We start from the raw sequence: 20,263 nt of genomic DNA, 5'->3' as shown, positions 1-20,263 counted from the left end.
CAAATAATGGCGCTTACATTTTCTTCACTATGATTGTAGCACAGACTTACTAAAAAAGTCAGTAAATTTTAGTAAAAATTAAGTAAAGAGACTAATTAAAGTTAATTTCATGTTCACGGTACTTAAATAATAGGCCCTCACGAAGTCCACTATTACTAAATTGGACCTCATCAATAGCCAGCTGCCGCATCAAGGCTAGCAACGGGAGGAGGCCGCCAATAATGACGTCTGCCCGTTCCGTATTGATCCCCCGAATTTTAGCCCGTTCAGCCCGGCTATATTCCAGCAGCTCGTGCATGATACCGAATGCAGTCTGCGAAGTCATCGTTAAACCGTGAACGGGCGCTGGTTTGCCGTCAACCGCGTTCCGCCAGCGAAAGACCTTGGCCAGGGCCCGGTTAGACCCTCCCAAGGCAACGATTTCCGTCCGGCGGAAGCGGCTCAGCCAGCGCTGGTGGGAAAGGGCTTCGTCAACTTCTACCATCGCATCAAAGAGGTTGGCCGCGTTAATCTGGTCATCGAGGTGGTAACGCTGGGAAAGAATCACTGACCCCATCGGGATACTGACCGTTTCTTCCGCGGCCCCGTTGTCAACCGCGACCAGCTCCATGCTGGCCCCACCGGTATCAATGATCAGGCCATGTTTAAGCGGGAGGGTATTACTGACCCCCACATAGTCCAAGTAGGCCTCCTGGGCACCCGAGATAACCTTAATTTTAAAGCCGGTTTCCTTCTTGACCCGGTCGAGAAATTCCTGCTGATTCTTGGCTTGACGGACCGCCGCCGTCGCCACCGCCACAATCCGTGCGTTTGGGTAGTCATTACAAACAATCCGAAACTCTTTTAAGGCGGCAATTGTCCGTTCTACCGGTTCAGGCTTCAACACCTTTTCCGGCCCCATCTGTGATGACAGGCGGACGTAACGCTTGAGGTACTGCTTAGTGACTGCGGACCCATCCTCCATTAGTTCGCTGATTTTCAAGCGGACGGAGTTAGAACCCAAGTCGATTACGGCGAGGTTATTCTTCCTTGCCATTGGCATCCCCCTTTCCTTTCAGGTGCAATGATGGAACATGTTTCGAAAGTGTCTCAAAAACAGTTGGAAAGTGCCGCTTGGCTTTCTCCTTATTGGCTTCTTCCTTATTTAAGCTGACCGCTTCTTTTACAAAGTAGTCCTGTGAACAGAATGGTGCTGCCTCTTTTCGGTCAATCCGTTCGTAGTGATCACCCACCAGAACTCGCGCCTTCACATTATCCTTCCACATTGTTTCCAAGATGTGAATTGCCCGGGTCTTGGTATCATCTTGTCGGACTGGAAAGAGTTCTTCAACCCGCCGATTAAGATTTCGGGTCATCATATCTGCACTTGCCAGGTAAATCTCCTGGTGACCGTTACTCTCGAAGTAATAAATCCGGGAGTGTTCCAGGAAACGACCAACGATTGAGTGGACCTCAATGTTACCGTGCAGCTCGGGGAGGTCGTTGCGCAGGCAGGTAATTCCGCGGACAATCAACTGAATCTTGACTCCGTTGGCAGCGGCATCGTAAAGGTGGGCAATAATCTGCTTATCGGATAATGAATTCATCTTCATTCGGATTAATGCTGGATTACCAGACTTGGCAACGGTAATCTGTTCGTCAATCTTCTGGTTAATAAATTCCCGAATCCCGTCTGGGGAAACCCGCAACTGGTAGAAGTACGGCGGCCGGGCAAATCCTGACAACATGTTAAAGAGGTTGGTCATATCGACCCCGAGTTCGTGGTCACAGGTGAACATTCCCATATCGGTGTAAAAATGGGCTGTAACGTCGTTATAGTTCCCAGTACCCAAATGCATATAACGACGGAGGCCGTCTTCGTCGCGCCGGATCACAAGGGCAACCTTACAGTGGGTCTTGAGCCCGACCAGGCCGTAAATAACGTGACAACCCATTTGTTCTAGCCGTTGGGCCCAACGAACATTATTCTGTTCATCGAACCGGGCCTTGACTTCAACCAGGACCGTAACCTGCTTTCCCTGCTGGGCAGCCATCCCCAGGTACTTAATGATTGGTGAGTTACCAGAAACCCGGTAAAGGGTCATCTTAATGGCCAAGGCAGCTGGATCAACCGCCGCCTGGTGGATAAAGTTAACCACGGCCGCGAAGTTATCATAGGGGTGTTGAACAAGGTAATCACGTTTACGGATAGCCGCAAAGATGTTGTGTTCCATATCTAATGCTGGGTTCAGGTAGGATTTGAACGGTTTGTAGCGGAGGTCATCATGACCGTCCACCATTCCCGATAACTTCTTCAAGAAAGTCAGGTCAACCGGACCGTTAACCCGGTAAATTGACCGCTCACTGACGTGGAGGTTATCAATCAGCTGGTCTTCCAGCCAGGAATCAATATCGTGTTCCACTTCTAGCCGCATGACCTGGCCGTGTTCTCTTTCCCGAAGCTGGTGCTTGACCGCCCGCAACAGGTCTGAGGTATCTTCTTCTGCGACATCGAGGTCCATGTCCCGCATGACCCGGTAAGTTGCGGTTGCCAGAATTTGGTAACCAGGGAAGAGCTGTTTTAAGAACTCCTTGATTAGTTCATCAATCAAGATGAAGTTATTTTCACCTGGTAAACGCACTAAGCGCTTGTAGATTTCAGGAACACGGACCGTCGCAAACTTAATGTCGGCTTCCTTCCGGTCATCGTGAGGCTCAGCCTGGGGCCGGTCGACTTCCTGGTCTCCTTCCAGGGTTTCGTGGCCATGGTGTTGTTGGCTAGCGGGGTCCCGCCGCAAGCTGATGGCAATGTTCAAGGAACTATTTGAAATAAACGGAAACGGCCGGGAACTGTCGTCAGCCATCGGCGTTAAGACCGGCATCAGTTCGTCATTAAAGTAACGCTTGATGAATTCGTACTGCTTTTCATCGAGGTCATTAATGTGCAAAATATTAATATTCTGCCCAGCCAGCTGGGGAATCACCTGCTGGTTATAGATTTCGTAACGTTCCTTCACCATCCGGTGTTCCTTCTTGTTGACCGCATTCAACTGCTCTTCGGGAGTCAGGCCGGACGCATCGGTCGTTGTGACGTTGGCCGCGGCCAGCTTGTGGAGTGAGGCCACCCGGACCATGAAGAATTCGTCAACATTACTCTGGGTAATCCCCAAGAAATTAGCCCGTTCCAGCAGGGGGTTACTCATGTCGGTGGCTTCACCCAGGACCCGACCATTGAAGTCAATCCAACTTAATTCACGGTTTACATAGTTTTCTGGTTTATAAAAGTCTTTGTACATCATTATCCCCTCTCAATCAGTACCGGTTTAATTCCATAAACATCAGTAAAGAGCTTGGCCTTTGTACTAAATGACCACTTCTCCAAAACCAGGTCATCGTTAGCGGTTGCCTTAATTTTTAACCGGCCGTCATCCGTCAGCTTTAGGCTGATCTTCTTAATCTTCTGTTGGCGGGAATCGTCTAAAGAATCCACTACCCGTAAGATTGCAGCCAACTTAGCAACCGTTAGCTGGATATCATCATCAAGCCGGCGGTAGTGGGGCTGGAAAACGGTTGGCGACTCGGCACTATGGTAGCGAGCCACCTCCGCAATGATTTGGTTATCATCGTCAGAAAGACCGATCCACGGGTTGGCTTGGAGAATATATGCTGAGTGGCGGTAGTGACTCCGCTGGTTAATGAAGTTTCCAATATCGTCAACCTTGCAAGCAATCTCCAGCAGGAGGCGCTCGTGGTTACCCAAGCGGTGAATTGGCCGCAGTTGGTCAAAGAACTGCAGGGCAAAGTGGGTCACGAAGTGTTGGTGCGCCGTGTCGACCCCGTAGCGTTGTGCCAGGTTGTCGGCTGACGTCCTAATCATCGTCTGAACCTGCTGGCGGGACTGGTCGTTATTGACAGCAATTCCATTGGTCAAGCCGTCCATCACCGAAATATTCGTAACGTAAGCCTTCTGGGGGTGAATCAACTGCGCTGCCCGCGCAATCACCATGTAGTTCGGCACGAGCAGGTTCTTCCGGTAATTCTCTACTGCCAGGCCACTCCAGAAGCCCTTCGATGGTGCCAGAAGATCAACCGGTTCATCAGCCTTGTCAAACAGGTCCAACGGAATCTCACCCAGGTGGCTCCCCCGGCTAACGTAGCGTTTACCCAAGACAGGGGCGTTTTGAATTAACAAGGTCGTCTTCTTCTTTTGAATCAGCTCGGGGGCAATATAGCCAAGCTTACTACTGATATAGTCTTGGATGATTTCCTGGGGGTTGGTCGTCGTCTGCCGAAGACGGTCAACCAGACGGCTGATTTGGGCCCCACCAAGGTCTAGTTCCCACAGGGTCTCAAAGTTTCCGTGGTGGAAAAAGGCCAGACTCAATGAATCCAGGCCCAGGCTTACCAGGTAGAGGCAGTGCTTACTGAGGTTCTTAAATTCAGACAGGTGGTTAACAACACAGCTCATCGACTGGGCCATCAGTTGGTTATTGTTCAACCAGGTGATCTCCAGTCCGGTCCGCACCTCCAGCTGGTCAGCAACGTAACGGGCCGTTACCTTATCAAGGTCTTCCAGGGCGCCATAGAAAGAAACTTTCTTCACTTGGTAATCCTTGATCTGCTGCTTGAAGCCATCGATATTGTTGACGATGGCGGCCATGTTTTCGACGTAGTTGGCTACCCGGTTGGTCCCAACTACCAGTTCACCTGATTCGACATTATTAACTATTCTTAACTTTGGTAACTCTAGTATTCGTAGACTTACCCGGTCAGGCTCCAGATAAATCACGGCAATTAACGATTGTTTCACTTTAGCCCTCCTCCGCTTCTTACTAATTTAATTATAGCCCATAAGTTGCGTTCGCCAAAGTTTGTTTATTCTACTAATTACCGGTTGACTGTCTATTAATAATTTAAACAGAAAAAGACCTTCGTGGTTCACTCTAAACCATGAAGGTCTGTTTACTAACCATTATTCACGGGTGCCCATGTAATTTCAGCACTGGTGCAGCACTCACCACCGGACCAAATTTCATGTCGGGATGTCACTGCACTGTCATCTTGAATGAGGGCCAAGCGACTTTCCACCGTGGCATTTTCCTGGACCTCGTTCTGGTACTGGATGGTAAAGGCAACCGGCTGGTGATGGCGCAAAAACTCTGCTCCCAACGGATCCGTCAACCAATCAAAATAGCGGGCGTTATTGACGTGATGGTTAACGTCAATATCGTAATACCGCACTCGGTACTGTTGACTGGTGAACTCTCGGGGGAGCTTGCCCGGCTTCTTGGGCTTATCCAGCCGTTTTTGGACTGGTGATTCAAACGGCGCCAGTAGTTCATCCGGAATTTTCATCAAACGCCGCTTTTGCAGATTCATCATTACAAAGAGGGCCTTGATATGGGCGTAGTGATGGTGGTGCAGGTCATCCATCCAAAACTCCCGCAGAGCAAAGAAAGCGTTACTAGCCATTGCCCGGGTCCCCAGAATTACCTGATCACCATAGCGCGGCTGGTTGGCGCTTAAATGTCCCTCATACGAGATTACCACCCAGGCGCCCCCGCTCTGTTCAACCTTCTGGCGATCAAGTCCCCTGAAGATGGAATGGGCATCCGAAACCGTCGTCATCATGCTCATCAGCATGCTTAGGCTGGGGTGACCAGTGTCAGTACATTCGTAGTACTTGAGTTGGTGTAGTATTTCATAGCAATTTGCGGTCTGTTGAAGTTCTGTCACAATTATTCTCCAATATGATGGTACTGACGGTAAAGCTGCTGACGATTAAGGCCGTTGCGTTTAGCGACCAGCTTGATTGCCGCGTTAGTCGACAGGCCCTTCACGATTTCCCGGTCAACTTGTTCCAGGGGGGATAATTCATTGGCCGGCTGAGGGCTCTCTTTAGGATGCGGATTCCCGGCAACTAAAACCACGAACTCACCGCGCGGACTGTGCTCGGTAAAGTAGTCCTTCAATTCCCCCAGTGACCCCCGGCTAAATTCCTCGTAGCGCTTAGTGAGTTCCCGCGCAAGAACTGCCTGCCGGTCGCCCCCCAACACCTCCACCAGGGTGGCAAGGGTCTTCTTTAGCCGGTGGGGTGCCTCGTAAAAAATCAGCGTTTCCGGTCGGTTAACCATCGCCTGCAATTCGGTCACCTGCTGCTGGTGCTTCCGTTGCAAAAAACCATAGAAGTAAAAGGGCTGTGGAGTCAAGCCCGAGGCAATCAAAGCAGTTAGACCGGCATTAGCACCGGGGAGCGGTACTACCGGAATTCCTGCTTTAACTGCGGCCGCAACCAGTTCCCTGCCCGGGTCAGAAATGGATGGCATCCCTGCATCACTGCACTGAGCGATAGTCATCCCATTTTTGAGCTTATTAATCAATTCTGGAATTCGCTGTTCCGTATTATGCTCGTGAAAGCTAATCTCCTTTGTATTGATTTCAAAGTGGTTGAGCAGCAGCTGGGTATGACGCGTATCTTCAGCCGCAATTAGGTCAGCATCCCGCAAGGTTTTAACCGCCCGAAAGGTCATGTCATCAAGATTACCAATCGGTGTTGGCACCAAATAAAGCCGTCCCGTGTCATTATTTTGAAAACTACTAATTTGTTGCATCCACTTACCCCTTATTGCTTCTGTTGATCATTGATTCCACTGAAAATCGCCTCGTCACAGAAAATGCAGCTCTCGTGCGGGGCAAGCCGTTCACCAAAGTGCTTCCGGCAAACGTGGAAGCCCTGGTGGTATAGTTCATTGAGCGTTCGCCGTCCCGTCGACAACTGCTGTTCTCCTCGCTGGTCACGGAGCTTTTTGATTGCCTGTTGAAGGTGGTCATTCTCAATCGTTAGTTCCGCATTTTGGGCCAAGACGTTGTTTAGTTGCTTTGTCAAATCCGCCAATTCGCTCGTCATCTCAGCCAGCTGGTTGCTGAATTTCCCTAAACTATCATAAATGCTGTTTCGCTGCTGATCACCGTTCATGATCGCGCCTCCATTAATCTGTCAATGTCTGGACAATGCGAATCGTCAATTCTTCAAAAATATTTTGAAAGCTGATATTTTGCTCTAAGTAGTGTCTGGTGGCGAGGGTTAACTGGCTAACCGTCAACAGGGCGGTCATCGGATAGTGCTGTCCCACGGACTTAATCGCCGTCAGTTCCTCGACAAAGTGAAAGCGCTCCTGGTCTTTAATTCCGTTTGCTGCCAGGAGCGTATCCCGCCAAATCAGGGCTGCCAGGTCAAGTAAAACGAGCTGGTGGTCCCGATTATGGGCCCCGAGCTTGACCAGGTCCGTCTGCACGCCGACAAAGGCCATCATCTTTCCCTGGCTAACCTGGTGGTACCACTGGAGAATTCCGGCAACGGCCTGGTCGAACCAACCATCCTGGCACCAGTCCACCACCGTCGTTACCGAGTCTGTTAGGCCAATTGCAATCCGGGCCTTTTTCTCCGTTACCCCCTGTTTTTGAAGGGCACTTAACAACTCCTGCCGGTTCAGTGGAGCCATTTCGAGTACCTGGGTCCGCGACTGAATTGTCGGCAAGATGGCGCTCTTGTTGGTCGTCAACATTAGGATGTAGATTCCAGGGCCCGGCTCTTCGATAAACTTTAACAGGCTGTTAGCTGCACTCGTGGTCATCTTCTCGGCATCCTTAATAATGAAGAGTTTCTTGTTACCCTCCATTGCACTCTTGGTAAACTCACTTTTCAGGCGTCGGATGGTGTCAACCTTGATCTGCCGCCCTTCAGCCTGGGCAAGGACAATATCAGGATGGTTTTCACTCAAAATTCGCTGGCACTCCGGACAGGTGCCGTCGGGTTCCCCGTCAACCGGGTACAGGCAAAATAGCCGCAACGCAAGCCAGCGGGCCACCGTTTCCTTGCCGGAGCCACTCGGCCCCACTAGCAAGTAAGCGTGCGCTAATTCTTTATTTTTGATTACCCGTTTGAGCTGACTAATCAAAACTGGCTGGAGTTGCTCTGCCCGGGTTACCTCCGCTGCGTTCACCAATACCACCTACTTAAAACTTAAGAAACTGTTCCACCGGCATCACGAAAACAGTGGCACCACCGATGCGGACATTAACGGGAAAGGCTGAACCGCCCTCGACATCAATGTGCATCTGGGAAGTGACGTATTGCTCCCGTGACTCAGCATTTTTCTTAATGATGTCAAGCACTTGTTGGACCTTTTCATCCTTGACCCCAATCAAGAAGGTGGCGTTCCCTTCACGCAAGAAGCCCCCCGTCGTTGATAGCTGAGTCACCTGAATTTCAGCCTTATTAAATGCTTTTCGTAAGCGATTGCTGTCCTTGGATTGCACAATGGCAATAATCATCTTCATAGTAATCACTCCTTAAATCTTCCTAAAATAGGTCGGGATAACGCCTGTGGATAACCTGCCGTACATCGCTAATTACCTGGTCAAGTGGTTGACTGGCATCAACTAGCTTAATGCGGTCCGAATCATTGTGGTACAGCCGGAGGTAGGCCTGACGAACCGCCTGGTGAAAGGCCAACTTTTCCTTATCGAGGCGGTTAACTTGGTCTGAACGGTGCTCTGCAATCCGCCGCAGGCCAATTTCCGATTCGATGTCGAGGTAAACCGTGAGTTCCGGCATTACCCCATCAATTGCAAACTGGTTTAACTGCCAAATCTCCTTTTCACCCAGCTGCCGGCCAGCTCCCTGGTAAGCAACTGAACTATCAACGTAGCGATCACAAAGGATCACCTTGTCAGCCTTTAAGTCTGGTAAGATCTCCGCAATAACGTGCTGACGTCGGCTGGCAGCAAACAGGAGGGCCTCTGTCCGCCCATCCATGTCGCCATTAGAAGAATCAAATAGGAGCTGGCGAATCTGTTCAGAAATATGGTCTCCACCTGGTTCCCGGGTATACACAACCCGCTCTTTTCCCAGCTGGTCCTCCAGGTCCGCTTGAATCTGGCGAAGAACACTTGTTTTCCCCGCGCCATCCGGGCCTTCAAAAGATATGAACTTTCCTTGCATTTTATTTTCACCTGCTCCTAGCGACTAATGACACCGTGGTTGAGTTGACCATGGACTTTATACTTTCGAGCAATCTTATAAAGGTATAGATATTTTTGCTCAGCAATCTTAGTGCGGTCACGGAGCTCACTGTTAACGTTGGCCTCATAGACCGCCCGCTCAGTTTCCTTAGCATGATCCCAACTGGTCTTTGTGTCATAGATAGCGTTTAGTAAACGCTGGTTGCGCAGCTGGGCAACCCGATTTTTCTGGCGACCAAATAGCACTCTCTTACATCTCCGTTCGTCCTTGAACTGCCTTGAAAAGGGTCATTTCGTCTGCATAATCAATATCCGCGCCTACTGACAAGCCGTGGGCTAGGCGGGTAACTTTGATTTTAGCGGGCTTAATTAGTTTTGCCAAGTAGCCAGCCGTTAGTTCGCCGTCTGAGGAGGCGTTGGTTGCAATAATAACTTCCTTAACCTCTTCGTTTTTTTGCAGGCGCTTGATTAAGTTTGCAACATTAATATCCTCGGGTCCGGTACCCTCAACCGGGGAAATTACCCCGTGCAAGACATGGTACAAGCCATGGTACTCATGCATCCGCTCCATCGCCATCACGTCCTGTGACTGCTCAACTACGAGGATTTTAGTGCGGTCACGGGTCTTGTCCCGGCAGATTGGGCAGGGATCGTCTTCCGTAATGTTGCCACAGATGCTGCAATCATGCAGGTCACGCTTGGCTGCCAACAAGGACTTAGCGAAGTCGGTAACGTCATCTTCTTCCATCCCCAGTGTGTAAAATGCCAGGCGGGTAGCTGTCTTTTGCCCAATACCAGGAAGCTTAGTGTAACTTTCAATCAGTTTTGCTAGTGGTTCTGGGTACTGCATTTAGTTACATCCCCATACCACGTGTGTACTTACCTAGCTTTTGTTGGGTAGCGGCGTCAACCTTCTTCATCCCATCATTAACAGCAGCGACTACCAGGTCCTGCAGCATATCGATGTCGTCTGGATCAACCGCTTCCTTGTTAATTTTCAAGTCGAGGAGTTGCTTATCACCATTGAAGGTGGCCGTCACCATGTCGTCCGGAGCCTTACCAACAAATTCTTGCTTAGCCAGTTCTTCGTGCTCCGCCATCATTTTCTTTTGCATGGCCTTAGCTTGCTTCATCATTTGTTGCATGTTCATTCCGCGCATCATAATTACATCATCCTTTACTATTAATTATCTTCTACTTTAACAATATCTTCGCCAAATAGCTGTTGGGCCTTCGCTACCGGGTCCGCTGACGTCGGTCGCGCATCACTTGGTGCCGTTTGAGCCGCCGATGGTGCTTCTGACGCTGCGCTAGGAGTAGTATCCTGCTTGGCCGGGGCTACTGGCCCTCGTTTATCGAGGCCATGTTCCTTAATGTATTCCCGCCGAATTGCTGGCCACTTGTCTTTAGGGACAAACACTACCTGGCGTTTTTCACCGGTAAGCTCTTGGAGAGCTTGTTCCATACTCGTTAACAGGGCCTCATCATCCATCGCCTGTTGGAAAAGGAAGGCGTAGTCAAAGGCAACAATTACCCCGTCCTTGCTTGCCGCCACTGGCTTTGAGACGTGTAGCAACGACCGTTGGGGAACACTGAGCTTTGACAATAGCTCTTGCCACAGACCTTGAATCTCAACCAGGTCCCGGCGGGTGGCCTTTCCCAAAACGGGGTTGATTGCACTGAGTTTGACCTCAACATTGTGCTGCTGAACCCGCGGTTGCCGGGGGGCCGTTTGCGTAGCAAGCGTCCCCTTAGTATTTAACTCACTCTGCAACTTCTTGACCGTTGTCTGGAGCTGGGAAACTTCATCCTGAAGCTGGGAAATAACTTGCTTATCAGCGTGGTCGCCTGTAGACGGCCCACCAGTCGTTTGTACTGACTGGGGCTGCTGGACAACACTCTGAACACCAACCTGGGCGAGTTTAACCGTCAAGACCTCCAAGTAAACATCCGGGTGGGTGGTAAACCGCATCTCCTCTTGGATGCCATTCAGTTCGTCAATCATCTGGTAAAGGGCCGTTGCGGAGGCGGCTGCACTCATTTTCTGGAAGTCTTCGTCTTTAAGGCCGGTACTTTCGACCATGATAAGTTTGGGCGATTCTTGGTAGAGAAGGATGTCCCGGATAAAAGAGATTAGGTCTTCAATAAAGCGTTGGCCGTCCTTCCCTTGACCAAGGATATCCTTCATCGTATCTAAAGCAGCCGCGCTCTCATGAGCACTGACTTCAAAAAAGTATTTTTCTAAAAGCTGTTTAGTAACACTCCCGGTAACAACCAAGGCGTCATCTAGCTTAACCTGGTTATCGCTGAACGAAAGAACCTGGTCCAGAATGCTAAGCGCATCCCGCATCCCGCCTTCAGCTGCATTAGCAATCACCCACAAGGCTTTTTCTTCGTAGTCAACCTGCTTTTGGTCCAGGATATACTTCATCCGGTTAAACGCATCCTGCGCGGAAATCCGCCGGAAGTCGAAGCGCTGAACCCGAGAAATAATGGTTAAAGGAATCTTGTGGGGCTCAGTTGTTGCCAAAATAAAGATCACGTTTGCTGGTGGCTCTTCCAGGGTCTTAAGTAGGGCATTGAATGCCCCGGTGGACAGCATGTGGACTTCATCAATAATGTATACTTTATAGTCCGCCTGGGTAGGGGCGTAGTTAGCCTTATCACGAATGTCACGGATCTCCTCAACCCCGTTATTAGAGGCAGCATCGATTTCAATCACATCGTTGAGTTGACCATTCGTAATCGCCTTACAGATGTCACATTTGTTGCAGGGCTCACCGTCCTTTAGGTGGTGACAATTAACCGCCTTAGCAAAAATTTTTGCGGCAGACGTCTTCCCAGTTCCCCGCGGTCCGGCAAACAGATAAGCGTGGCTGATCTGGTGAGTAATAATGGCATTTTTAAGGGTTTGCGTGACCACCTGCTGACCCACCAACTCATCAAAGCGCTGTGGACGCCAAACCCGGTACAGTGCTTGATAACTCATCACGGGGCTTCCTTTCTATATGGTACAAAGTCTAAAACATTACTTTAATATTATACTAGCTTTCTGCTTCATTGGACTATCAAAAAAAGGCCCGCCCTAAAATTCATTAGTTACCGACCCAGAATAAAAAGAAGCTGGAAAAGTTTCCCAGCCTCAGCTAATTATCATTCAAACTTAGAGCACAGGATGCAACAAACTTAGTGCTGCTTCCTTCCGGACCTGACACGGTTCGTAAGCACGTCCTTGCTCTAAGGCCTTTCGGCATATAGTATATTACACTAAATCAGCGATAATTGCTAGTCTTTTACCCGACGTTTTTTACGAGCTGCCTTGCGGCGTTTACGAATTACCCGGAAGAAGTCCTTGAGCATTTGCCCACATTCCGTTTTCAAGAGGCCGCTTTCGACGTTGACCTGGTGGTTCAGCCGAGAATCATTGAGAAGGTGGTAAAGACTATCCACAGCCCCCGCCTTTGGATCCTGGGCACCGTAATAAAGTTTTTTTATCCGCGCATTGAGTATGGCCCCGCTACACATAATGCATGGTTCTAGGGTAACGTAAAGGTCACAGTCTTCAAGTCGCCAGCTGTGCAAGAAAGTGCATGCTTCGTTAATCGCCAGCATTTCCGCGTGATAAGTCACATCTTGGAATCGTTCGCGCATGTTGTGCCCCCGACCAATCACTTTACCGTCATGAACGATGACGGCCCCAATTGGCACCTCATTAAGTAATGCCGCCTGGTGGGCTTCCGCAATTGCCATTCGCATATATTCTTTTTTCGTTTTTTCTTCTGCCATCTTCTCCATCCTTCTGATTCAGTGTATAATTACTAATTAGTTTGATAAAGTTTATCTAGCGATTAAATAGCCAAAAAAGTTTCACAGTCTTTGCTCCCCATTATTATTACCATATATTGTGTTTCACCATCAAGTACGACTCGATATATGGTATTTTTAGATTGATTTTTCATTATTTCCGGCTATACTTAATAACATCAACTACGAAACAATTCTCTGGGAGGCACCATTATGATTACAATTTTCTCAAAGAATAACTGCATTCAATGCAAGATGACCAAGAAGTTCTTACGGCAACACAAGATTAACTTCGTTGAGCACAACATTGATGAGCAGCCGGAATACATCGACCGGTTAAAAGCCGCTGGCTTCATGGCAACGCCAGTCGTAAAACTACCAAACGGCAACGCCTTTTCTGGTTTCCGACCGGACCGGCTCCAACAGTTAGCATAATCGACGACGTTATTTTTACCAGGCTGCATTCGCCAAACGACTGTTAGCCTGGTTTAATTTTGAATAAAATAAGACAGGAAAGTGAGTTTTAACCATGGCTTTATCTGACATCGACATCACTAAAGTTAAATATTACGACCTCAACAACGAGGTTAACATCCCCCGTGACGGTAAAATCCAACTAGACAAGGATCAAGAAGCTCTGCAAGACTTCATCAATAGTAATGTCAAGCCTAACACCAAGCACTTCTCTTCATTAAAGGAACGTTTTGAATGGCTGGAAGAAAACGACTACATCGAAGAAGGCTTTATGGATAAATATAGTTTTTCCTTCATCGAAAAACTGTACACCTACCTAAAGGACCAGGGCTTCCACTTCCACTCCTTCATGGCTGCTTATAAATTCTATGCGCAATATGCCATGCGGACCAACGACAAGGAATATTACTTGGAAAACTACATTGACCGGGTTGCCATGAACGCTTTATACCTTGCCGATGGGGATGAAGACTTAGCCATGGACCTTGCTGATGAAATCATCCACCAGCGCTACCAACCAGCTACCCCTACCTTTTTGAACGTTGGGCGGAAACGCCGGGGGGAATTTGTCTCCTGTTTTGCCATTCAAAGTACCGATGACATGAATACGATTGGTCGGACCATCAATTCGGCCCTTCAGCTTTCTAAGATCGGTGGTGGGGTCGGCATCAACCTCAGTAATCTCCGTGAGGCAGGAGCCCCAATCAAAAAGATCAAGGGGGCAGCAAGCGGAGTTGTTCCGGTTATGAAGCTCCTGGAAGATAGTTTCTCATATTCTAACCAGCTCGGCCAGCGGCAAGGTGCCGGTGTCGTCTACCTGAGCGTCTTCCACCCTGACATCATCGCTTTTCTCGGTGCCAAGAAAGAAAACGCCGACGAAAAGATTCGGCTGAAGACCCTTTCGTTAGGGGTCACCGTTCCCGATAAGTTCTATGAACTGGTTGAAAAGGACGAGGATATGTACCTCTTTAGTCCATATGATGTGGAACGGGTTTACGGTGTTCCCTTCTCTTACGTCGACATTACCAAGGAATACGATAACATGGTTGCAAACGATGAGATTCATAAGAAGAAACTCAACGCCCGCGATCTGGAAGACGAAATTAGCAAGCTCCAGCAGGAATCTGGATACCCGTACATTATCAACATCGATACGGAGAACCGCGACAACCCAATTGACGGTAAGATTGTAATGAGTAACCTATGCTCGGAGATTGCTCAAGTTCAGGTTCCTTCAAAAGTCGCTGATGACCAATCTTACGAAAAGTTGGGGACGGATATTAGCTGTAACTTGGGGTCCACTAACATTGCCAACATGATGGAAAGCCCCAACTTTGGGCGGTCGGTCCGGGCAATGATGCGCGGTTTAACCCATATCAGTGACGTTGAAAACCTCGACGTTGTGCCGAGCATCAAGCGGGGGAACGCCCTCGCCCACTCTGTCGGCTTAGGCGCTATGGGTCTACACAGTTACCTGGCTAAGCACCATATTCAATACGGCAGCCCCGTCGCAATTGAGTTTACGGGGGTCTACTTCATGCTATTGAACTACTGGTCACTCGTTGCCTCTAACGAGATCGCACGCGAACGGCAAGAAACTTTCCACAATTTTGACAAGAGTACCTATGCGGATGGCTCATACTTTGCCAAGTATACTTCAAAAGATTGGGGTCCCCAGTCCGACGTTGTTAAGGAGCTATTTAAGGGCATCTTTATTCCAGGAATCAAGGACTGGGAAAAGCTCAAGGAAGACGTTAAAAAAGACGGCCTCTACAACGAATACCGGCTCGCCGTTGCGCCAAACGGTTCGACTTCTTATATTAACGATTCAACTGCCAGTCTGACACCAATCATCAACCGAGTCGAGGAACGGCAAGAGAAGATGATTGGGAAAATCTACTACCCCGCACCGTACCTGTCTAACGATACAATGCCATACTACCAGTCAGCCTACGACATCGACATGCGGAAGGTAATTGACACTTACGCTGCTGCCCAGCAACACGTCGACCAGTCAATGTCATTGACCCTCTTCATGCGGTCGACGATTCCAGACGGCCTATACGAATGGAAAAACGGGCGCACCAATAAGATGACCACCCGTGACCTGAATATTCTTCGTCACTATGCATATCAGCATGGTATCAAGTCGATTTACTATATCCGAACATTTACGGATGACAATGATGAAATTGGTGCTAACCAATGTGAAAGTTGTGTTATTTGATTTTCAATAAAGAGACTGCTACAATTTTATTGCTATTACACGAATTATAGGGCGATTAATATTCTTGATTAAGGAGAACGGCTAGTTAAATGAAACTTGAAGAATTTAAACCATTAAGCAAATATAAGGCAATCAATTGGAATAAAGTTTCCGACATGATTGACAAGGCAACCTGGGAGAAGCTGACAGAGCAGTTCTGGCTTGATACTCGGATCCCCGTTTCCAACGATATGGACGACTGGCGGGCACTAGATGATGACCACCGCTGGACTGTTGGTCATGTCTTTGGGGGACTGACCCTGCTTGATACGGTCCAATCCGAAGCAGGACTGACCGCACTAAAGAATGACGTCCGGACCCCACACGAAACGGCGGTGCTGAACAATATCCAATTCATGGAATCGGTCCACGCCAAGAGTTACTCCACCATCTTCTCAACCTTGAACACTCCTGATGAAATCAACGAAATTTTCGACTGGTCTGATTCGGAAGAGTACCTGCAAAACAAGGCAACTAAGATTGCCAACATGTACCTCGATCCCGAGGAGGACCCGCTGAAGAAGAAGGTTGCCAACGTCTTTTTGGAAACCTTCCTCTTCTACTCTGGTTTCTACACCCCGCTTTACTATCTTGGCCACAACGAACTAAACAACGTTGCTGAAATTATCAAGCTTATCCTACGGGATGAATCCGTCCACGGAACCTACATTGGTTACAAGTTCCAACTTGGTCTCCATGACCGGACCGAAAAGCAACAGCAGGATATGAAGGACTGGATGTACAACTTCCTCTACGACCTTTACGACAACGAAGAGAAGTACACCCACCTGCTCTATGACCAAATTGGCTGGACAGATGACGTCCTCGTATTTATCCGTTACAATGCCAACAAGGCCCTGATGAACCTCGGCCAGGACCCGCTCTTCCCAGACACGGCCGCAGATGTTAACCCCGTGGTAATGAACGGAATCTCAACTTCTACTTCTAACCACGACTTCTTTAGTCAAGTGGGTAATGGGTACCGTTTAGGAGCGGTTGAAGCGATGAACGATGATGATTATCACATCATGGACCCCAATGCCGGCAAGGATAAAAACTCCCGGGATTAATACTATAAAAGCGACTGGAATCATCCGGTTGCTTTTTTATTTTTAGGCGTTGTGAATTACTGATCAGTATCACATGTGCAAACGTTTGCCTAAATTACTAATTGACTAAAATTTATACCAATCTTTTTTGCTGTTATTTCAGGCTTAATTTGCCATATTTGTAAGCGAATTCATCATTCGTAACCATTGTTAACCTTATCACAATCTCCTTGCAAGGGCTAAGAATATCCTGTATTATTAACCATGTTCAAAAGGTAACAAACATTAAGTGATGAAGGAGAAACTTGATTATGGCAAATTCTAAGAAACACCAAATTGAGCAAAAAGAGACTGAACAAGACAAGCAACAGGCCGCCGAAGAACTAATTGGTGGCTTAGTTCGCAAGAGTCAAGTCGCTTTCGAACAGTTACGTAACTACACCCAGGAACAAGTTGACAATATCTGTCAGGCAATGGCCTTGGCTGCTGAAGAGCACCACATGGACCTCGCTGTAGACGCTGCTAACGAAACCGGCCGTGGTGTTGCCGAAGATAAGGCAATTAAGAATATCTACGCTAGTGAATATATTTGGAACAACATTCGTCATGACCACACCGTTGGTATTATCGAAGACAACGATGAGGACCAAACAATCACCATTGCGGATCCTCTTGGAATTATTGCCGGAGTGGTTCCTGTTACCAACCCCACTTCAACAACAATTTTTAAGTCCATCATCTCCGCAAAGACCCGGAACACCATCATCTTCTCGTTCCACCCCCAGGCCTTTCAGTCATCTGTAAAGACCGCAAAGATCCTTCAGGCGGCCGCTGAAAAGGCCGGTGCCCCGAAAGACATGATTCAATGGATTCCACGATGCAGTCGGGAAAATACTAATGCCCTACTGCAAAATCCTAACATTGCTACCATCCTGGCTACTGGTGGTCCCGGCTTAGTCAAGGCCGCCTACAGTTCTGGTAACCCAGCCCTAGGGGTTGGCCCTGGTAACGGTCCGGCCTACATTGAAAAGTCAGCCAACATTGAACGGTCCGTTTACGACATTGTCTTATCCAAGACTTTCGATAACGGGATGATCTGTGCATCAGAAAACTCAGTTGTTGTTGATGACGAAATCTACGACCAAGTTAAGGAAGAATTCAAGAAGTGGAACTGCTACTTCGTTAAGCCAGACGAAATGCAAACCTTTTCCGACGGCTTTATCGACCCGCAGCGTCACCAAGTACGGGGACCAATTGCCGGACGCTCGGCCAATGCCATTGCCGATATGTGTGGACTGAAGAATGTTCCTGACAACACCAAGGTATTAATTGCCGAAATTGATGGCGTTGGTGACGACTACCCACTGTCTGCCGAAAAGCTCTCCCCCGTTCTGACCATGTACCGGGCAAGCTCTCGTGAAAACGCCTTTGATATCTGTCGGCAACTTCTTCACTACGGTGGTGAAGGTCATACAGCCGCCATTCATACCCTGGATGATGATCTGGCAACCAAGTACGGACTCGAAATGCGGGCTTCCCGGATTATCGTCAACTCACCATCTGGTATCGGTGGAATTGGGAACATTTACAACAATATGACCCCATCACTGACCCTGGGGACTGGTTCTTATGGCGGTAACTCAGTTTCCCACAACGTTACCGACTGGGACCTTCTAAACATCAAGGTAATTGCTAAGCGGCGTGAAAACCGTCAGTGGGTCAAGATCCCCCCAAAAGTTTACTTTCAGCGGAATTCGCTAAAAGAATTGCGCGATATTCCAAACATTAACCGGGCATTTATCGTCACCGGTCCCGGTATGAGCAAGCGGGGGTACGTTCAACGGGTCATCGACCAACTCCGGCTGCGGCAAAACGAAACCCCATTCTTAGTTTTCGATGACGTTGAAGAAGACCCATCCACCCACACGGTTGAAAAAGGGGTTGCCATGATGAATGACTTCAAGCCGGACACCATTATTGCCCTTGGTGGGGGGTCACCGATGGACGCTGCCAAGGCAATGTGGATGTTCTATGAACACCCCGAGACTTCCTGGTACGGTGTAATGCAGAAGTACCTTGACATCCGGAAGCGGGCTTACCAGATTAAGAAGCCTGAAAAGTCCCAGCTGATTGGGATTCCAACTACTTCTGGAACGGGTTCCGAAGTTACCCCATTTGCGGTTATCACTGATTCCAAAACCCACGTTAAGTACCCATTGGCAGATTACGCACTAACGCCAAACATTGCCATCGTTGACTCCCAATTTGTGGAAACCGTTCCGGCTAAGACAACTGCCTACACCGGTTTGGATGTTCTTTGCCACGCCACCGAATCTTACGTTTCCGTAATGGCAACCGATTACACGCGTGGTTGGTCACTGCAAACCATCAAGGGGGCAATGGAATACCTGCCGATGTCCGTTAAGGGTGATAAGTTAGCCCGGCGGAAGATGCATGACTTCTCCACGATGGCCGGAATGGCGTTTGGTCAAGCCTTTCTGGGGATTACCCACTCCCTGGCCCACAAGATGGGTGGTGCCTTTGGTCTTCCTCACGGTCTCTTGATTGCCATTGCAATGCCACAGGTTATTCGTTTCAACGCCCAACGGCCACAGAAACTAGCTCTCTGGCCACACTACGAAACGTACCACGCAACGAAGGACTACGCTGATATTGCACGCTTCATCGGCCTCCAAGGCAAGAATGATGAAGAGTTAGCAGATGCATACGCCCAAAAGTACATTGACGTTGCTCATGAATGTGGCGTTACCCTGAGTCTGAAGGCCAACGGGGTTACCCGTGAGGAATTCGACAAGGTCGTTGACCAGCTTGCTGTCCTCGCATACGAAGACCAATGTACAACCACTAACCCAGTTGAACCACTCGTTAGCCAGCTCAAAGAACTCCTTGAACGTTGCTACGAAGGCACTGGGGTTGAAGATAACAACTAGTTTTTAACCTATTCAATTCACCTAATATCAACCAATCCAAAAAGGGGTTGTGACGTAAGTCTCCTATATAGTTGAAAATGCTACAGCGCAGTACACAAAGGGACTCTAGTGTTCGGAAAATCCGAACGCTAGAGTCCTCTTTGTGCTTGCGGGGGTTCCCTACAGGCTAGCTTCGCGTCGAAAAACGAACTAGCAAGCTAGTTCTGTCTCACTCCCTTTCCATTACTTAAAATTTATTAAATCTAATTAATTAACCGTAGCCACTAGCCTGATTCTATTGATAAAATGATAATACGAAAGACAGTTAAAAAGGAGGCTCATCATGCTCAAGGAATTCAAAGATTTTATTGCCCGTGGGAACGTTGTTGACATGGCTGTCGGGATCATTGTCGGGGCAGCATTTACTGCCATCGTTAATTCCCTGGTCAATAACCTGATTAACCCCCTGATTGGTCTTTTTATCGGGAAAATTGACCTTTCAAACTTTGTCCTAACCGTTGGCGACGCTCAGTTCAAATACGGCCTGTTTTTAAATGCCGTCATTAACTTTATCATCATCGCCTTCGTTGTCTTCCTGCTGGTTAAATTTATCAACCACTTCCACAAGAAGGAAGAAAAACCGGCCGCACTAAGTCCCGAAGTTCAATACCTCAGGGAAATTGCGGAGACGTTAAAGAAACAGGCAAACGAATGACTACTAACCAGAATTAATGGTT

19 protein-coding genes and 1 other RNA gene are annotated in these 20,263 nt (G+C 48.5%); 5 read left to right on the top strand and 15 right to left on the bottom strand.

Annotated features, from left to right (window positions below):
• Positions 1-91: 91 nt before the first annotated feature.
• From KZE55_RS02620 to tadA, 15 genes are all read right to left on the bottom strand, one after another.
• The gene (locus KZE55_RS02620; protein ID WP_222259035.1) at positions 92-1,036 is read right to left on the bottom strand and encodes a Ppx/GppA family phosphatase; all 945 of its coding nucleotides are present in this window, start codon (positions 1,034-1,036) and stop codon (positions 92-94) included.
• Positions 1,020-3,275: an RNA degradosome polyphosphate kinase gene (locus KZE55_RS02615; protein WP_222259851.1), complete on the bottom strand. Its 2,256-nt coding sequence runs from the start codon at positions 3,273-3,275 to the stop codon at positions 1,020-1,022. Before KZE55_RS02615 ends, KZE55_RS02620 begins: the two co-directional genes overlap by 17 nt.
• 2 nt (positions 3,276-3,277) lie before the next feature.
• Positions 3,278-4,789, bottom strand: coding sequence for a hypothetical protein (locus KZE55_RS02610; protein WP_047769257.1), 1,512 nt, complete (start codon positions 4,787-4,789; stop codon positions 3,278-3,280).
• A 155-nt stretch (positions 4,790-4,944) separates the two neighbouring features.
• Complete coding sequence (locus KZE55_RS02605) at positions 4,945-5,715, bottom strand: acyl-[acyl-carrier-protein] thioesterase (RefSeq protein WP_222259033.1); 771 nt, start codon at positions 5,713-5,715, stop codon at positions 4,945-4,947.
• A gap of 2 nt (positions 5,716-5,717) precedes the next feature.
• Complete coding sequence (rsmI, locus tag KZE55_RS02600) at positions 5,718-6,590, bottom strand: 16S rRNA (cytidine(1402)-2'-O)-methyltransferase (protein WP_222259031.1); 873 nt, start codon at positions 6,588-6,590, stop codon at positions 5,718-5,720.
• Between the two features lie 11 nt (positions 6,591-6,601).
• A complete protein-coding gene (locus KZE55_RS02595; RefSeq protein WP_222259029.1) occupies positions 6,602-6,955 on the bottom strand; it encodes an initiation control protein YabA in 354 nt (117 codons plus the stop codon).
• Positions 6,956-6,968: 13 nt separating this feature from the next.
• On the bottom strand, positions 6,969-7,982 hold the full coding sequence (gene holB / locus KZE55_RS02590; RefSeq protein ID WP_222259027.1) for a DNA polymerase III subunit delta': 1,014 nt from the start codon (positions 7,980-7,982) through the stop codon (positions 6,969-6,971).
• Between the two features lie 13 nt (positions 7,983-7,995).
• On the bottom strand, positions 7,996-8,319 hold the full coding sequence (locus tag KZE55_RS02585; protein ID WP_047769249.1) for a cyclic-di-AMP receptor: 324 nt from the start codon (positions 8,317-8,319) through the stop codon (positions 7,996-7,998).
• A 22-nt stretch (positions 8,320-8,341) separates the two neighbouring features.
• Entirely contained in the window at positions 8,342-8,983 is a 642-nt protein-coding gene (tmk, locus tag KZE55_RS02580; protein ID WP_222259025.1) for a dTMP kinase, read from the bottom strand.
• 17 nt (positions 8,984-9,000) lie between these two features.
• Complete coding sequence (locus tag KZE55_RS02575) at positions 9,001-9,249, bottom strand: YaaL family protein (RefSeq protein WP_222259023.1); 249 nt, start codon at positions 9,247-9,249, stop codon at positions 9,001-9,003.
• Positions 9,250-9,253: 4 nt separating this feature from the next.
• Complete coding sequence (gene recR, locus KZE55_RS02570) at positions 9,254-9,853, bottom strand: recombination mediator RecR (protein ID WP_222259021.1); 600 nt, start codon at positions 9,851-9,853, stop codon at positions 9,254-9,256.
• Between the two features lie 4 nt (positions 9,854-9,857).
• Positions 9,858-10,166 carry a YbaB/EbfC family nucleoid-associated protein gene (locus KZE55_RS02565; RefSeq protein WP_222259019.1) on the bottom strand — a complete coding sequence of 103 codons (309 nt, stop codon included), beginning with the start codon at positions 10,164-10,166 and terminating at the stop codon, positions 9,858-9,860.
• A 20-nt stretch (positions 10,167-10,186) separates the two neighbouring features.
• On the bottom strand, positions 10,187-11,992 hold the full coding sequence (gene dnaX, locus KZE55_RS02560) for a DNA polymerase III subunit gamma/tau (RefSeq protein WP_222259016.1): 1,806 nt from the start codon (positions 11,990-11,992) through the stop codon (positions 10,187-10,189).
• A 168-nt stretch (positions 11,993-12,160) separates the two neighbouring features.
• Positions 12,161-12,247: signal recognition particle sRNA small type (ffs, locus tag KZE55_RS02555), an RNA gene on the bottom strand.
• Between the two features lie 41 nt (positions 12,248-12,288).
• Entirely contained in the window at positions 12,289-12,789 is a 501-nt protein-coding gene (gene tadA, locus KZE55_RS02550) for a tRNA adenosine(34) deaminase TadA (protein WP_222259015.1), read from the bottom strand.
• 231 nt (positions 12,790-13,020) lie between these two features.
• Here tadA and nrdH point away from each other — a divergent pair, with 231 nt between their 5' ends.
• The 5 genes from nrdH to mscL all read left to right on the top strand — a co-directional run bounded on the left by nrdH (position 13,021) and on the right by mscL (position 20,241).
• Entirely contained in the window at positions 13,021-13,242 is a 222-nt protein-coding gene (gene nrdH / locus KZE55_RS02545) for a glutaredoxin-like protein NrdH (RefSeq protein WP_222259013.1), read from the top strand.
• A 94-nt stretch (positions 13,243-13,336) separates the two neighbouring features.
• Positions 13,337-15,508 (top strand): class 1b ribonucleoside-diphosphate reductase subunit alpha, encoded by a 2,172-nt coding sequence (nrdE, locus tag KZE55_RS02540; protein ID WP_222259011.1) that lies wholly within the window; start codon positions 13,337-13,339, stop codon positions 15,506-15,508.
• 89 nt (positions 15,509-15,597) lie between these two features.
• On the top strand, positions 15,598-16,617 hold the full coding sequence (gene nrdF, locus KZE55_RS02535; protein ID WP_222259009.1) for a class 1b ribonucleoside-diphosphate reductase subunit beta: 1,020 nt from the start codon (positions 15,598-15,600) through the stop codon (positions 16,615-16,617).
• Between the two features lie 290 nt (positions 16,618-16,907).
• Positions 16,908-19,547 (top strand): bifunctional acetaldehyde-CoA/alcohol dehydrogenase, encoded by a 2,640-nt coding sequence (gene adhE, locus KZE55_RS02530; RefSeq protein WP_261313291.1) that lies wholly within the window; start codon positions 16,908-16,910, stop codon positions 19,545-19,547.
• A gap of 322 nt (positions 19,548-19,869) precedes the next feature.
• A complete protein-coding gene (mscL, locus tag KZE55_RS02525; protein WP_222259007.1) occupies positions 19,870-20,241 on the top strand; it encodes a large-conductance mechanosensitive channel protein MscL in 372 nt (123 codons plus the stop codon).
• Positions 20,242-20,263 lie beyond the last annotated feature (22 nt).

This window comes from Limosilactobacillus panis (assembly GCF_019797825.1).
Taxonomy (GTDB): domain Bacteria; phylum Bacillota; class Bacilli; order Lactobacillales; family Lactobacillaceae; genus Limosilactobacillus; species Limosilactobacillus panis_A.
The sequence above is the reverse complement of the archived record's forward strand: the minus strand, read 5'-3'. Positions and strand labels throughout refer to the sequence as shown.

Bases quoted from the DNA above. Each gene is read 5' to 3' on its own strand.
- KZE55_RS02620 (WP_222259035.1), bottom strand. From the start codon at position 1,036: ATGGCAAGGAAGAATAACCTCGCCGTAATCGACTTGGGTTCTAACTCC.
- KZE55_RS02615 (WP_222259851.1), bottom strand. From the start codon at position 3,275: ATGTACAAAGACTTTTATAAACCAGAAAACTATGTAAACCGTGAATTA.
- rsmI (WP_222259031.1), bottom strand. From the start codon at position 6,590: ATGCAACAAATTAGTAGTTTTCAAAATAATGACACGGGACGGCTTTAT.
- KZE55_RS02595 (WP_222259029.1), bottom strand. From the start codon at position 6,955: ATGAACGGTGATCAGCAGCGAAACAGCATTTATGATAGTTTAGGGAAA.
- KZE55_RS02585 (WP_047769249.1), bottom strand. From the start codon at position 8,319: ATGAAGATGATTATTGCCATTGTGCAATCCAAGGACAGCAATCGCTTA.
- tmk (WP_222259025.1), bottom strand. From the start codon at position 8,983: ATGCAAGGAAAGTTCATATCTTTTGAAGGCCCGGATGGCGCGGGGAAA.
- recR (WP_222259021.1), bottom strand. From the start codon at position 9,853: ATGCAGTACCCAGAACCACTAGCAAAACTGATTGAAAGTTACACTAAG.
- KZE55_RS02565 (WP_222259019.1), bottom strand. From the start codon at position 10,166: ATGATGCGCGGAATGAACATGCAACAAATGATGAAGCAAGCTAAGGCC.
- dnaX (WP_222259016.1), bottom strand. From the start codon at position 11,992: ATGAGTTATCAAGCACTGTACCGGGTTTGGCGTCCACAGCGCTTTGAT.
- tadA (WP_222259015.1), bottom strand. From the start codon at position 12,789: ATGGCAGAAGAAAAAACGAAAAAAGAATATATGCGAATGGCAATTGCG.
- nrdH (WP_222259013.1), top strand. From the start codon at position 13,021: ATGATTACAATTTTCTCAAAGAATAACTGCATTCAATGCAAGATGACC.
- nrdE (WP_222259011.1), top strand. From the start codon at position 13,337: ATGGCTTTATCTGACATCGACATCACTAAAGTTAAATATTACGACCTC.
- nrdF (WP_222259009.1), top strand. From the start codon at position 15,598: ATGAAACTTGAAGAATTTAAACCATTAAGCAAATATAAGGCAATCAAT.
- adhE (WP_261313291.1), top strand. From the start codon at position 16,908: ATGGCAAATTCTAAGAAACACCAAATTGAGCAAAAAGAGACTGAACAA.
- mscL (WP_222259007.1), top strand. From the start codon at position 19,870: ATGCTCAAGGAATTCAAAGATTTTATTGCCCGTGGGAACGTTGTTGAC.